We start from the raw sequence: 13692 nt of genomic DNA on the forward strand, positions 1-13692 counted from the left end.
GCGGTTGCCGGTGCGATGATGGATCGCGTGGGATACGCGGAGGAACCGGAGGACCGTACGGCGTCGACCGATCACGTCGTTCGTCCCGGAAGTTTGCTGCTCTCGTCGACGGAGTTGGTGGAGCCGACGTTCCGGCGCACCGTCATCTACGTCATCGAGCACAACGATGCGGGCAGCCTCGGGGTGGTCGTGAATCGCCCCAGCGAGACGGCGGTCCGCGGTGTGCTGCCGCAGTGGTCCGATCTGACCGCCCAGCCGAAGACGCTGTTCGTGGGCGGGCCGGTCAAGCGAGATTCGGCCCTGTGCCTGGCGACGCTTCGACGAGGTGTGGACCCGGACGGTGTGCGCGGCATCCGCCGCGTAGACGGCCGGGTGGTGATGGTCGACCTGGACTCGGATCCCGACGACATCGCCCCCATGGTCGACGGGGTACGCATCTTCGCCGGATACTCCGGCTGGTCGTTGGGCCAGCTCCACGGCGAGCTGCAGCGGGACGACTGGATGGTGGTGTCCGCGTTACCGTCAGATCTGATCGGACCGCCGCAGACGGACCTGTGGGCGCACGTGTTGCGCCGCCAGCCGATGCCGTTGGCGATGCTGGCGACGCATCCGGTGGACGTGGCGAGCAATTAGTGCGCGAAGTGCTCTTTCTTCGGATGCTGCTCTCCCGCAACCCGTTTGTGGAGATCCGACACGACTGCGTCGATGGCTTCGCACAGTAATCTGCCCAGGTCCGCACTGAAGGCCTCGCGCACCACGATGCGGAGAACCTCCACGTCGGTGGCATTCTCCGGCATCGTGTAGGCAGGCACCTGCCATCCGCGGGCGCGGAGCTCGTGCGAGATGTCGAAGACGGAGAAGCCGGGATCGCCGTGAAGCATGAACGACACCACCGGGATGGCGGTGCCGTCGGTGATCACCTCGAAGTCCGGGTGGTCGGCTAGGTGCCGCCCCACCCGAGTTGCCGTGTCGCGCAACGCTTCCATGATGCGCGTGTAACCGCCGTGCCCGAGGCGCAGGAAGTTGTAGTAGTGCCCGATGACCTGGTTGCCCGGGCGTGAGAAGTTCAGGGTGAATGTGGGCATGTCGCCGCCGAGGTAGTTGACTCGGAAGACCAGATCTTCGGGAAGGTCGTCCGCGGTGCGCCACGCGACGAAGCCGAGGCCGGGGTAGGTCAGGCCGTACTTGTGGCCGCTGGCGTTGATGGACTTCACCCGTTCGAGCCGGAAGTCCCACTCGAGGTCCGGGTCGAGGAACGGGACCACGAAGCCTCCGCTCGCACCGTCGACGTGAATGGGCACGTCCGGCCCGCCGCCCGCAGCGAGATCGTCCAGAGCACGGGAGATCTCGGCAACCGGTTCCAGTTCGCCGGTGAAGGTGGTGCCCAGAATGGCGACGACGCCGATCGTGTTCTCGTCGACGGCTGCCGTGACCTGTTCGGGCGTGATGACGTACCGACCCTTGTCCATGGGCAGGTACTTCGGCTCGACGTCGAAGTAGCGGCAGAACTTCTCCCACACCACCTGAACATTGCTTCCCAGAACGAGATTGGGCCGCGACGCGTCGGCTCCGGCCTCGCGCCGCCGCGCTCGCCACCGCCATTTCAACGCCAGCCCGGCGAGCATGACGGCTTCGCTGGACCCGATGGTCGACACCCCGGTGGCGGACGACGAATCGGTGGGTGAGAGGTCGGGCGCGTTCCACAGTGCGGCCACCATGTTGACGCACCGTTCTTCGATCGACGCGGTGGCGGGGTACTCGTCCTTGTCGATCATGTTCTTGTCGAAGGTCTCCGACATCAACTTCTCGGCTTCGGGGTCCATCCATGTGGTGACGAAGGTGGCGAGGTTCAGTCGGGAGCTGCCGTCGAGCATCAATTCGTCGTGAATGAACCGGTATGCCGCACTCGGGTCCATCGAGTCGGCCGGGAGCCGTAGCGCCGGAATGGGATCGGTCGCGAGCCGTCCCGTGTAGGCAGGTCTGATCACACCGTCGGGATGGTCGAATCGCGTCATGATCGTGACGGTAGACCGTGTTCCTGAGAATCGACTCTTGTTCTATTACCACTAGAACTATACGATGATGCTGTGTTGATCCGAGTCGACCCCTCCGCACCGGAGCCCCTCTTCGCCCAACTCGCCGGTGCGCTCCGGAACGCGGTCATCCGAGGAGACGTCACCACCGGTGAGCGGTTACCGACGGCGAAAGAACTGGCGGCGTCGCTCGACGTCAACGTCCACACGGTCCTTCGCGCATATCAGGTGCTGCGCGACGAGGGGCTGCTCGAACTGCGCCGCGGACGCGGAGCCGTGATCAGTGCGGGCTCCCGCGACTGGACCGACCTACAGAAGGCACTGAAAGTGGTTGTCGCCGAGTCCGATCGACTCGGACTCTCGCACGACGCCACCACCTCACTGCTCCGCTCCGCCCTACGTCAGGAATAGCCATGACTGTTCGCACGCGTTCACTGCTTCTCGTTGCCGGCGTTCCGGTACTGGTCACCGTCGTGGCGGTACTCGCCGTCCTGTTCTGGCCCGGCGATCTGCCCGACGCGCTCGTCACCGGTGAATCGCGCACGGGATCCCTGCACACGATGACCGCGGTGTTCGCGGTGACGACACTGCTGTTCTCCGGATTGCTGTCCGCCTTCCTGCTGCGTGCGACCCACGTCGATCATCTCGTTCGCGCTCTTCTGGCTGCCGTGTCGGTGTGGCAGGCCGTCTACCTCGGAGTCGTGCTGGTGGGTACCGTCGCCGTCCAGAGTGGCGGTGCGAGGACGGAATCCGTCGACGGCGTACTGATCGTGGCGTTCGTCCTCGCCATCGCGGTGGCCGCAGCGGCGTGGTTTCTGACGCCCCACGACGACCCGCGCCCTCCCGCGTCGTCGTTGCCGGCCGACGCGTCGCGCATCGAGCTGGCGGACGACGAGACGGCCGTGTGGACGCGTACGGCGTCGAGCAGGGTGGGAGTGGCGGTGACGACGGTGGGGTTCATGGTCTGTGTCGTGGTTTCCGCGATCACCGGAACCTGGTTCCCGCTGATGATCGGTCTCGTCGTCCTCGTTCTGGTGGGAAGCCAGATGACATGGCGGATCACCGTCGATCGGCGCGGGCTCACCGCCACACCGCTGCTCGGCTTCCCCACCGTCACGGCCCCGCTCGCGGAGATCGACTACGCGGAAGCCACCACTGTGGGCGCGCTGCGAGAGTTCGGCGGTTTCGGTCTGCGACTGGGACGGAAGGGGCGCACCGGTATTGCGCTCCGGAGCGGTGTCGCGCTCGAGGTGCACCGCACCGAGAACCGGCCGCTGGTGATCACTGTGGACGATCCCGAGACCGCCGCGCAGTTGCTGAACGGGCAGATCGCGAGGTCCGGTCGGTCGTAGGCTGGCGGGCATGGACGATTTCGAGTCACCGGGCCACCTCGATTCACTGGCGGACGACGAACTGCGCGCTCTCATCGCGCGGGTGACGAGCACCAGGCCTGCGTTGCGCGACATCCACGACGCGGCGGCCGGTGTAGTCCAGGCCGAAGTACTGCCCGACGTCGATCCGCCGATGGTGATCGGTCAGGGGATCACGGAGCCGGGGTTCACGGAGGGGGGTGTTCCCACGTTCGATTCCGTGCGTGAGCGCATCACCGGCCGTGCCGGTACCGCGGCCGGACAGCGTGAGCTCGACAGCCCCTCCCTCGAAGAGCAGGTAGCCGCACGGGACGAGGCAGGCCGCCGAAAGCTGGACGAGATCCGCAAGTCGATGCAGTAGGTCAGGCCACTTCCTGCCGCTCGTAGCGACCGGCCAGTACCGCACACACGATCAGCTGGATCTGGTGAAAGATCAACAGCGGCAACACGATCAAACCCACAGGTTGGCCCGCGAACAACACCGACGCCATCGGCAGCCCACTGGCCAAGCTCTTCTTGGACCCGCAGAACAGGATCACGATGCGGTCGGCACGGTCGAACTTCAGCCAGCGGCCGATCAGAGCCGTCACCGCAAGTATCACCGCGAGCAGCCCAGCGCAGACGACGACCACCGCGACGATGTGCCAGACCGACTCGGACGACCACACGTGCTCGTTCATGCTGGCGCTGAACGCGGAGTACACGATCAACAGAATCGAACCGCGGTCGACGATCTTGGTCGGCGCCGAATGGCGGCTCAGCCAGTCCGCGACCAATGGGCGCAGCAGTTGTCCGACGACGAACGGGACGAGAAGCTGCAGAAGGATGTCACCGACCGCCGACACCCCGACCGTCGCCTGGCCCGAGGTGTTCATGAGCAAGATCACGAGCAGCGGCGTCACGAACACGCCCAGAATGTTCGAGAGCGACGCACTCACCACCGCGCCGGCGACGTTGCCGCGCGCGATCGAGGTGAATGCGATCGACGACTGGATGGTCGACGGAACCAGGCACAGGTAGAGCACACCGGTGTAGAGATCGTCCGTCAGAACCGTCGGCGCCAGGATGCGCAGGGCCAGTCCGATCAACGGGAAGAGGATGTACGTCGAGGCGAGCACCACCGAGTGCAAGCGCCAGTGTTTGACACCTTCGAGTGCCTCGGTGGGCGAGAGCCTGGCGCCGTAGAGCAGGAACAGCAGGGCGACGCTGATCTTCGTCACCCACGTCAGGACGTTCTCGGCCGTGCCCGACACCGGGAAAATACTGGCGAGGACAGCCGCCGCGACGATCCCGAGAACGAAACCGTCGAGCTTGGCTGCGGCCAGTTTGGAAGATATTCCCACGTCAGGAGGGCTGGCAGGCGTCCTTCAGGCTGCACGACGTACACGCATGTCCGCATCCGGCGGCTTCGGGCTTGGGCAGTGCTGCGGCGGCGCGAGCACCCATGCTTCCGCCCATCCCGGCGATGACGAGTGCGGCGGCGACGCAGACCAGGACGGCACCACTCGCAGCCCAGCCACCGAACGCGAGCGACGCGATGGCACCGAAGACGAGGAACAATGCGGCGGCGGCGGTGGTCGGCCCGGCAACTCGGTTGGCCACGGCGAATGCGTCGTCGGAGCTCATCGAAGCGGGCGTACGAACGCCCGCGAAGCGGTTGCGCGGCAGCTTGCGTGCGAGCGCGAGGACGGCGACGCTTCCGACGAACACGGCGCAGACGAGCAAGACGATGGCAGCAATCACGTCCTCCACGATACGTCCCCGCGGGCGGTGGACGAGACGCGGACGGTCACGCTTTAGGCCGGTGAAGTGCCACGCTTTAGGCTTGCCCGGTGACCGAGCAACAGGAAACTGCACCCGAATTTCGCTACACCGCGCAGTTGGCCGGACGTATCGAGGCGCAGTGGCAGGAGCGCTGGGCCGCCGAGGGCACGTTCGACGCGCCCAATCCGGTCGGTTCACTTGCCGGACCGGTCCCCGACGACAAGCTGTTCGTTCAGGACATGTTTCCGTACCCCTCCGGTTCCGGCCTGCACGTCGGTCACCCACTCGGGTACATCGCCACGGACGTGTTCGCCCGCTACCACCGCATGCACGGGCGCAACGTTCTGCACACCCTCGGCTACGACGCCTTCGGGCTGCCGGCCGAGCAGTACGCCGTGCAGACCGGCACGCACCCGCGCACCACCACAGAGGCCAACATCGCGAACATGAGACGACAGTTGGGTCGCCTCGGACTCGGCCACGACACCCGACGCTCGCTCGCGACCACCGACGTCGACTTCTACCACTGGACGCAGTGGATCTTCCTGCAGATTTACGGTGCGTGGTACGACGCGTCGGCGGGCAAGGCGCGGCCCATCGCGGAGCTGGAAGCCGAATTCGATTCCGGGTCGAGGGGTTTGCCGGACGGCCGTGCATGGAGTTCGCTGACGGCGTCCGAGCGCAAGACCGTGATCGACGGTCACCGGCTCGTCTACCAGTCGAATTCGCTGGTCAACTGGTGCCCCGGTCTCGGAACCGTGCTCGCCAACGAAGAAGTCACCGCCGACGGGCGCAGCGACCGCGGGAACTTCCCCGTGTTCCGAAAGAACCTGCGGCAGTGGATGATGCGTATCACCGCGTATTCCGACCGGCTGATCGACGATCTGGACCTGTTGGACTGGCCGGACAAGGTCAAGTCCATGCAGCGCAACTGGATCGGTCGTTCTCGCGGTGCGCGGGTCACGTTCCTCGCCGACCTGCCGCACGGGTCCGGCACCGAACCCATCGATGTCTTCACCACCCGCCCGGACACGCTGTTCGGCGCCACGTATGTCGTTCTGGCGCCCGAACATCCACTGGTCGACGACATCGTCGCAGTGGCTTGGCCCGTCGACGTCGACGATCGGTGGACTCTCGGGGAGGGGACGCCGCTGCTGGCCGTCGGAGAGTACCGCCGCGCCATCGCCGCGAAGTCCGACCTCGAACGTCAGGAGAACAAGGAGAAGACAGGCGTCTTCACCGGCGCGTACGCCACCAACCCCGTGAACGGCGAGAAGGTTCCGGTGTTCATCGCCGATTACGTCCTGACCGGGTACGGAACGGGCGCCATCATGGCCGTCCCCGCGCACGATCAGCGCGACTGGGAGTTCGCGACGGCGTTCGGTCTGCCGATCGCCGAGGTCATCTCCGGTGGCGACGTCACCGAATCGGCGTACACGGGCCCCGGTGAACTGGTGAATTCGCAGTTCCTCGACGGCATGTCCGTCGACGACGCAAAGGCCGAGATCGTGTCGCGACTGGAGAAGGACGGTCGCGGACAGGGCACCATCCAGTACAAGCTACGTGACTGGCTCTTCGCGCGTCAGCGCTACTGGGGAGAACCGTTCCCGATCGTGTACGACGCGGACGGGGCAGCATTCCCGTTGCCGGACACCATGTTGCCGGTCGAACTGCCCGAGGTCGAGGACTACGCCCCCGTCTCGTTCGATCCCGACGACGCCAACAGCGAACCGTCGCCCCCGCTCGCGAAGGCGTCCGACTGGGTCGACGTCGAACTCGACCTCGGCGACGGACTGCAGACCTACCACCGCGACACCAACGTGATGCCGCAGTGGGCCGGAAGTTCCTGGTATCAGCTGCGATACATCGATCCGACGAACGCGGAGCAGATGTGCGCGCCGGAGAACGAGGCCTACTGGATGGGCCCACGCCCGGACTTGCACGGCGAGAACGATCCCGGCGGGCTGGATCTCTATGTCGGCGGCGTGGAACATGCGGTGCTGCACCTGCTGTACGCGCGGTTCTGGCACAAGGTGCTCTTCGACCTCGGGCACGTCAGCTCGAAGGAGCCGTACCGTCGTCTGTTCAATCAGGGCTACATCCAGGCGTACGCGTTCACCGACGCCCGCGGTGTCTACGTGCCCGCCGAGGAGGTCACCGAAGAGGGCGGTAAGTACTTCTTCGAGGGCACCGAGGTCAACCGGGAGTACGGCAAGATGGGCAAGAGTCTGAAGAACTCGGTCTCCCCCGACGAGATCTTCGAACAGTACGGCGCCGACACACTTCGCATGTACGAGATGTCGATGGGTCCGCTGGACACGTCCCGGCCGTGGGCGACGAAGGATGTCGTCGGTGCGCAACGCTTCCTGCAGCGTGTGTGGCGTCTGGTGGTCGACGAGGAGTCCGGCGCGGTTCGAGTCACCGACGAGGCGCTGTCCGACGACACCCAGCGTGCCGTCAACCGCGCGGTACAGGGTGTGGACGCGGATTATGCTGCGCTACGCGACAATACGGCCGGCGCGAAGCTGATCGAGCTGACGAACTACCTCACCAAGGAGTACCCCGCGGGCGCGCCGCGTGCCGCGGTGGAGCCGGTGGTGCTGATGCTGGCTCCGCTGGCGCCCCATCTGGCCGAAGAGCTGTGGAACATGTTGGGCCACACCGGTTCCTTGGCCCACGGCCCGTTCCCCGTCGCCGAGGAGAAGTGGTTGGTCGACGACACCGTCGACTACCCCATTCAGGTCAACGGCAAGGTGCGGAGCCGCATCTCGGTCGCTGCCGACGCGTCGCGTGAGGACGTCTCGGCTGCCGCGTTGGCGGACGAGAAAATAGTGGCGTTGCTGGACGGAAAGGATCCCAAGAAGGTCATCGTGGTGCCGGGCCGGATGGTGAACGTGGTGCTGTAGCAATCCCTTTGTCCTGATCACCGGGGTGCGGCCGCCTGCATCTCCCACACCAACACCTCGCACGCGCTTTCAGCCTGAAGTCTCTGACCCCCACTGTCGGTCAGCCGCACCGCATCCCCGTGCTCGACAAGCCCGATGCCCTCGAAACCGGCTGAGCCCTTCGCGACAAACACGTGGCCGAACGGCGCCGTCGGAATCACGATCGATCGACCGGCTTCGAGTTGCGCAACCTGGAGCGCCGCGTCACGGTTGCCGATGGTGACCGCCCCGCCCTCGCCCGCTACCGTCACCAGACCACCTCCCGCGAGCGCGGCGGTGACATCGCGTTCCTGGTACGACGGAGCAAGATTCGGAACGGTCGGCGGTACCCACATCTGCACAACCCGGAGCCGCCGTCCGGTGCCGGCGCTCATCCGCTGTACGGTGCCGGGCCTGATCACACCGACGTTGCCCACCGAATCTTCGTGCCGCAGCGCGCCTTCGAGCACCCAGGTGATGATCTCCATGTTCTCGTGATGGTGCCTGTCGAACCCTTCGCCGGGTGCGACGGTGTCTTCGTTGTGGACCAGAAGGACTCCATGCGCGTTCGATGCCAAGTCGAAGTTTCCGGTCGCCGGGAACGACGTCCTTTGCCTGTGTTTTAAGTATGCGTTACCTTACTGAGGTAGACCTAAGTTCAAGCTGCTACCGAAGGAACTCATGATCCACGCACCCCGTGTCGCTGCAGTCGCAGTGGCAGCGCTCCTCACCGTCGGGTTGGCTGCCTGCTCGTCGTCGTCGACACCCGAAGCCCAGTCTGCGGACGGGGATTGGACCCCCGTCACCATCGAGCACGCGCTCGGCACCACCACCATCGAGTCGAAGCCGGACCGCGTCGCCACCGTCAACTGGGCAAACCAGGAGGTGCCACTCGCTCTCGGGGTGGTCCCGGTCGGCATGGCTGCCGCGAACTTCGGGGACGACGACGGTGACGGAGTACTCCCCTGGGTTCAGCAGAAGCTGGAGGACCTGGACGCGCCGACCCCGGTGCTGTTCGACGAGACCGACGGAGTCGATTTCGAAGCCGTCGCCGATACCGACCCCGACGTCATCCTGGCGGCGTATTCCGGACTGACGCAGGAGGATTACGACCAGCTGAGTGAGATCGCACCCGTGGTGGCCTACCCGGACACGGCGTGGGGGACACCGTGGCGGGACATGATCGAGGTCAGCAGTACCGCACTCGGGATGGGCGACGAGGGTCGTCAACTGATCACCGACCTGGACCGGCAGATCGACGAGTCCGTCGCGAATCACCCTGACATCGCCGGGAAGTCGGCCATGTTCCTCACGCACATCGACACCACGAACCTCAGTGAGGTCAGCTTCTACACAACCCACGACACCCGCACGATGTTCTTCGAGGACCTCGGCATGACGACGCCCGCCAGCGTGGCGGCCGCATCGGCCGAGACCGACAAGTTCAGTCTCACGCGCAGTGCCGAGCAGGCCGACGCGTTCAACGACGTCGACATCATCGTCACCTACGGCGGCGACGAACTGACGAACGCGTTGAAGGCCGACCCGCTCTTGTCGCAGATGCCTGCGGTGGTCAACAATTCGATCGTCAGCCTGCCGACCGACGGCCCGATCGGCACTGCGTCGAACCCGACGCCGCTCTCGATCTCCTGGGTTCTGGACGACTACCTCGACCGCCTCGATCAGGCCGCCGACCAGGCGCAGTGACGCTCGATGTGACGGCGCGGCCGCAGCGCACCGTTCTGGGGAAATCTGCGTCGGCCGTTTTCCTCGCTGGAGTGGTGGTGGTGTTGGCTGCGGCGTCGGTGACGATCGGTTCGCGTGACGTCGGACTCGACGACATCGTGGCTGCTCTGGGTGGGTCGACCGAGGGGTTCGACCGAGCGGCGGTTGCCACGCGACTGCCCCGAACTGCGCTGGCACTTCTGGCGGGTGCTGCGTTGGCGGTGTCCGGCGCAGTGATGCAGGGTGTGACGCGTAATCCGTTGGCGGACCCCGGGATCCTCGGCGTCAACATGGGTGCGTCTCTCGCCGTCGTCTCCGGCATCGCGTTCTTCGGGCTGGCGTCGGCGACGAGTTTCGTGTGGGTGGCGATCGTGGGTGCCGGCCTTACCGCGGTCTTCGTCTACACGATCGGATCGCTGGGACGCGGAGGAGCCACTCCGCTCAAGCTCGCGCTGGCCGGCGCGGCGACGTCGGCAGCACTCATCTCGTTCGTCAGCGCAATTGCCTTGCCCCGCGGAGACATTGCCGGCGGGATTCGGTCCTGGCAGATCGGTGGCGTCGGCGGCGCGGTATTCGATCGAATCTGGTTGGTGCTGCCGTTTCTCGTCGTCGGGTTCGCCGTGTGCTGGGTGTCGGCCCGCGGTCTCAATACCTTGGCTCTGGGTGACGATCTCGCCGCCGGACTCGGGGAACGCGTCGCACTGACCCGAGCGACGGCGTCCATCGGTGCGGTCGTCCTGTGTGGGGCCGTCACGGCGATCACGGGTCCGATCGGTTTCGTCGGACTCGTGGTGCCGCACGTGGTCCGCCTCTTGACCGGGGCCGATCACCGCTGGCTCCTGCCGTTGTCGGCACTGGGTGGTGCCGCGCTGCTGACAGGGGCGGACATCTTGGGTCGCATCGTCGCTCGTCCAGCGGAGATCGACGTGGGCATCGTCACCGCCATCGTCGGCGCACCCTTCTTCATCTACATCGTTCGGCGGCGGAAGGTGTCGGCACTGTGACCGCCACCTCCGAAGTCGTTGTACGCGAGCGTGTCCGACGAGGTACACGGCGACGGCGGGTCGTCACGGTTCTTCTCGTGCTCGTCGTCGTAGCATTCGCGGTGACGCTGATGGTGGGACGCACCTTCTACCCGCCCGCAGACGTGATGCGGGTGATCCTCGGTCAGGACGTGCCAGGCGCGTCGTACACCGTCGGACGCCTCCGTCTCCCGCGCGCGGTGCTCGCGATCGCGGCCGGTCTGTGCTTCGGGATGGCGGGCGTCACCTTTCAGACCATGCTGCGAAACCCGTTGGCCAGCCCCGACATCATCGGAATCAGTGCCGGATCCAGCGCCGCGGCAGCCTTCGCTATCGTGACGCTCTCGCTCGGGTCGACGGCCGTGTCCGTGTTCGCCATCGTCAGTGGGCTGGCGGTGGCGCTGCTGGTGTATGTCCTGTCGTTCAAGGACGGCGTCGTCGGAACACGATTGATTCTCATCGGCATCGGGATAGCCGCCATGTTGGACAGCGTCACCGCGTACATCCTCTCGCGCGCAGCGCAGTGGGACCTCCAAGAGGCGACGCGATGGCTGACCGGCAGTCTCAACGGAACCACCTGGCCCGCAGTGGTTCCCGTCCTTATCGCGTTGGTGGTCCTGACCCCGGTGCTTCTCGGTCAGGGTCGGAGCCTTGCGGTGACGCAACTCGGTGACGACATGGCACCGGCCCTGGGAGTGCGGGTGGGGCGTACGCGTTTGCTGGTGATCGTGGCAGCCGTGGGGTTGATCGCGTTTGCCACGGCCGCTGCCGGCCCGATCGCCTTCGTGGCGTTCCTGTGTGGGCCCATCGCGGCCCGGTTGATCGGACCCGCGGGGTCCCTACTGGTTCCGTCGGCCCTCGTCGGCGCGCTACTGGTCCTGGTCGCCGATTTCGTGGGTCAGTACGCGCTGGCGTCTCGCTATCCGGTGGGGATCGTCACGGGTGTGCTGGGTGCCCCCTACCTCATCTATCTCATCACTCGATCCAACCGCGTCGGAGGCTCGATATGACCGCGCACCACTCGATGACCATCGAGAGCCTCACCCTCGGTTACGGTGACCGCACCGTCATCGAGGGCCTCGACCTGCAATTGCCGTCGGGCAAGATCACGTCGATCGTCGGGGCCAACGCCTGCGGCAAATCCACTCTCCTCCGGTCGATGTCGCGCCTTCTCCGGCCCAAGATGGGCAGTGTGCTGCTCGACGGTCGTGATGTCCACAAGATGCCGGCCAAGGAACTCGCCCGCACCCTCGGCCTGCTACCGCAATCGCCGATCGCTCCCGAAGGAATCACCGTCGGTGACCTCGTCGGCCGCGGGCGTCACCCACACCAGGGCGTCTTCTCACGGTGGAACGCGGAGGACGATACCGCCGTGGCGGACGCCCTGGACACCACGCACACCGCGTCGCTGGTGGATCGGTCAGTCGACGAGTTGTCGGGTGGTCAGCGGCAGCGAGTCTGGATTGCCATGGCCCTGGCCCAGCAGACGGATCTGCTGTTGCTCGACGAGCCGACGACGTTCCTCGACGTCAGTCACCAGATCGAGGTACTCGACCTTCTGACCGATCTGAATCAATCGCGCGGCACCACCATCGTCATGGTGTTGCACGATCTCAACATGGCAGCGCGGTATTCGGATCATCTGATTGCGTTGTCGAACGGCAGAATCCACGCGGCGGGTGACCCAGTAGACGTATTGACCGAGCAGAACGTGAAGGCGGTCTTCGGTCTGGACAATCGAGTTATCGCCGATCCGACGTCGGGGACGCCCATGATGCTTCCGTTGGGGAGGCATCATGTGAAGGCTGATTCGGAACCCCGGTCGGCTTCGGTGCCGTCTTCTCGGCGTTGATCTGGTTCGACACCATCCGAAACGTCGCGGGTCTCGGTGGCATGGCCACCACATCGGTGCTGATCGGCTATCCAAACCCATCCGATATGGCGGGTTTGCAAAGTTGTTGGGACGCCGGTAAATCGATGTGCTCGACCACGATCTACCCGCCCGAGTGGGACGTGGTTCTGACCCGTTGACGTAAACCCTGTGCGGCTTTTTGTACCCGTCGCTGGGCGTCGTATTGGCCTGACGGCGGTTGTGAAGGATTTACCGCGGGTGCCGCGGAGTATTCTTCACAATCGCACCCGCCCTACGGCTCGGCAGGCACACGCAACTCAGCGAGCGATCGGCTTCAGCACGATCTCCACCGGATGTGCGTCGCCCGGGGTGTCGATCGCGTTTCTGACCGCCGCCGCGACCGTCCGGGCGGTCAGGAACGCGTCCGGTGAGTACTGCCCACCTTCGTGTTCGACGATGGCACGCTGCATGTCGGTGTCGATGCGTCCGGGGTGCACCGACGTGACCCGGATGGTCGGTTCTTCCTGACGCAGTACGTCACCGAAAGCGCGGAGTGCGAACTTGCTGGCGGCGTACGCTCCCCAGCCCGGGTTCGCGCGGAGACCCGCACCCGAGTTGATCAGCACCACGTGGCCGCCCGCCGTACGCAACGCGGGCAACAACAGGCGGGTCAGTTCGGCAACGGCGAACACGTTGGCCTCGAACGTCTTCCGCCACGTATCTGCTGTTGTCTCCTCGACCGTTCCCAGCTCTGCCACGCCGGCGTTGTGCACGAGAACGTCGAGCGAGTCGATGCCTGCCGCCGCCTCGGCTACCGCAGCGGTATCGGTCAGGTCGACCGGCCAAGCCACGCTGCCGTCCAACTCGGACGTGATGGCAGACACGGACTCCGGCGTCGACCCACCGAGGTAGCAGCGATGATCGGGGGCGAGGGTTCGGGCGATCGCGGCGCCGAGGCCGCGGCTCGCGCCGGTGATGAGAGCAGTGGGCATGCCCCCGACA

Annotated in this window: 14 protein-coding genes and 1 pseudogene; 9 read left to right on the top strand and 6 right to left on the bottom strand. The window is 65.6% G+C overall.

Going from position 1 to position 13692, the window contains the following annotated elements; translation table 11 throughout:
- Positions 1-18: 18 nt before the first annotated feature.
- On the top strand, positions 19-633 hold the full coding sequence (locus IEW02_RS00875; protein ID WP_371829910.1) for a YqgE/AlgH family protein: 615 nt from the start codon (positions 19-21) through the stop codon (positions 631-633).
- Here the strand turns inward: IEW02_RS00875 and gad are convergent.
- Complete coding sequence (gad, locus tag IEW02_RS00880) at positions 630-2015, bottom strand: glutamate decarboxylase (RefSeq protein WP_188542833.1); 1386 nt, start codon at positions 2013-2015, stop codon at positions 630-632. The two genes, IEW02_RS00875 and gad, sit on opposite strands and share 4 nt — an antisense overlap.
- Before the next feature lie 72 nt (positions 2016-2087).
- Between gad and IEW02_RS00885 the strand changes: the two genes are divergently transcribed.
- The 3 genes from IEW02_RS00885 to IEW02_RS00895 are packed head-to-tail and all read left to right on the top strand — an operon-like array spanning position 2088 to position 3764.
- Positions 2088-2444, top strand: a complete 357-nt coding sequence (locus tag IEW02_RS00885; protein WP_188542834.1) for a GntR family transcriptional regulator — start codon at positions 2088-2090, stop codon at positions 2442-2444.
- A 2-nt stretch (positions 2445-2446) separates the two neighbouring features.
- Positions 2447-3385 (top strand): hypothetical protein, encoded by a 939-nt coding sequence (locus IEW02_RS00890; RefSeq protein ID WP_188542835.1) that lies wholly within the window; start codon positions 2447-2449, stop codon positions 3383-3385.
- A gap of 10 nt (positions 3386-3395) precedes the next feature.
- On the top strand, positions 3396-3764 hold the full coding sequence (locus tag IEW02_RS00895) for a hypothetical protein (RefSeq protein ID WP_188542836.1): 369 nt from the start codon (positions 3396-3398) through the stop codon (positions 3762-3764).
- Position 3765: 1 nt separating this feature from the next.
- Here IEW02_RS00895 and IEW02_RS00900 read toward each other — a convergent pair whose 3' ends face one another.
- Together IEW02_RS00900 and IEW02_RS00905 are read right to left on the bottom strand one after the other, a co-directional pair.
- Entirely contained in the window at positions 3766-4740 is a 975-nt protein-coding gene (locus IEW02_RS00900; protein WP_371829911.1) for a bile acid:sodium symporter family protein, read from the bottom strand.
- A gap of 7 nt (positions 4741-4747) precedes the next feature.
- The gene (locus tag IEW02_RS00905) at positions 4748-5146 is read right to left on the bottom strand and encodes an SdpI family protein (protein ID WP_229745713.1); all 399 of its coding nucleotides are present in this window, start codon (positions 5144-5146) and stop codon (positions 4748-4750) included.
- Positions 5147-5235: 89 nt separating this feature from the next.
- On the opposite strand from IEW02_RS00905, the gene leuS reads away from it, so the two are divergent.
- Positions 5236-8073, top strand: coding sequence for a leucine--tRNA ligase (gene leuS / locus IEW02_RS00910; protein WP_188542838.1), 2838 nt, complete (start codon positions 5236-5238; stop codon positions 8071-8073).
- A gap of 17 nt (positions 8074-8090) precedes the next feature.
- Here the strand turns inward: leuS and IEW02_RS25450 are convergent, their stop codons facing one another.
- Together IEW02_RS25450 and IEW02_RS25455 are read right to left on the bottom strand one after the other, a co-directional pair.
- Entirely contained in the window at positions 8091-8486 is a 396-nt protein-coding gene (locus IEW02_RS25450; RefSeq protein ID WP_371829912.1) for a pirin family protein, read from the bottom strand.
- A pseudogene (locus IEW02_RS25455) lies at positions 8481-8687 on the bottom strand (pirin family protein); the annotation flags it as partial. The pseudogene IEW02_RS25455 and the gene IEW02_RS25450, both read right to left, overlap by 6 nt.
- An 88-nt stretch (positions 8688-8775) precedes the next feature.
- Between IEW02_RS25455 and IEW02_RS00920 the strand changes: the two are divergent.
- The 4 genes from IEW02_RS00920 (at position 8776) to IEW02_RS00935 (ending at position 12690) form a co-directional block, all read left to right on the top strand.
- The gene (locus tag IEW02_RS00920) at positions 8776-9798 is read left to right on the top strand and encodes an iron-siderophore ABC transporter substrate-binding protein (protein ID WP_371829913.1); all 1023 of its coding nucleotides are present in this window, start codon (positions 8776-8778) and stop codon (positions 9796-9798) included.
- A 35-nt stretch (positions 9799-9833) separates the two neighbouring features.
- Positions 9834-10820 (top strand): FecCD family ABC transporter permease, encoded by a 987-nt coding sequence (locus tag IEW02_RS00925; RefSeq protein ID WP_229745825.1) that lies wholly within the window; start codon positions 9834-9836, stop codon positions 10818-10820.
- Between the two features lie 77 nt (positions 10821-10897).
- Entirely contained in the window at positions 10898-11848 is a 951-nt protein-coding gene (locus IEW02_RS00930) for a FecCD family ABC transporter permease (protein ID WP_371829896.1), read from the top strand.
- A complete protein-coding gene (locus tag IEW02_RS00935) occupies positions 11845-12690 on the top strand; it encodes an ABC transporter ATP-binding protein (RefSeq protein WP_188542843.1) in 846 nt (281 codons plus the stop codon). Before IEW02_RS00930 ends, IEW02_RS00935 begins: the two co-directional genes overlap by 4 nt.
- A gap of 317 nt (positions 12691-13007) precedes the next feature.
- On the opposite strand, the gene IEW02_RS00940 is transcribed toward IEW02_RS00935, so the two are convergent.
- A complete protein-coding gene (locus IEW02_RS00940; protein WP_188542844.1) occupies positions 13008-13682 on the bottom strand; it encodes an SDR family oxidoreductase in 675 nt (224 codons plus the stop codon).
- Positions 13683-13692: the final 10 nt, after the last annotated feature.

Source organism: Rhodococcoides trifolii, assembly GCF_014635345.1.
Lineage (GTDB): Bacteria > Actinomycetota > Actinomycetes > Mycobacteriales > Mycobacteriaceae > Rhodococcoides > Rhodococcoides trifolii.

Bases quoted from the DNA above. Each gene is read 5' to 3' on its own strand.
- IEW02_RS00875 (WP_371829910.1), top strand. From the start codon at position 19: ATGGATCGCGTGGGATACGCGGAGGAACCGGAGGACCGTACGGCGTCG.
- gad (WP_188542833.1), bottom strand. From the start codon at position 2,015: ATGACGCGATTCGACCATCCCGACGGTGTGATCAGACCTGCCTACACG.
- IEW02_RS00890 (WP_188542835.1), top strand. From the start codon at position 2,447: ATGACTGTTCGCACGCGTTCACTGCTTCTCGTTGCCGGCGTTCCGGTA.
- IEW02_RS00895 (WP_188542836.1), top strand. From the start codon at position 3,396: ATGGACGATTTCGAGTCACCGGGCCACCTCGATTCACTGGCGGACGAC.
- IEW02_RS25450 (WP_371829912.1), bottom strand. From the start codon at position 8,486: ATGAGCGCCGGCACCGGACGGCGGCTCCGGGTTGTGCAGATGTGGGTA.
- IEW02_RS00935 (WP_188542843.1), top strand. From the start codon at position 11,845: ATGACCGCGCACCACTCGATGACCATCGAGAGCCTCACCCTCGGTTAC.
- IEW02_RS00940 (WP_188542844.1), bottom strand. From the start codon at position 13,682: ATGCCCACTGCTCTCATCACCGGCGCGAGCCGCGGCCTCGGCGCCGCG.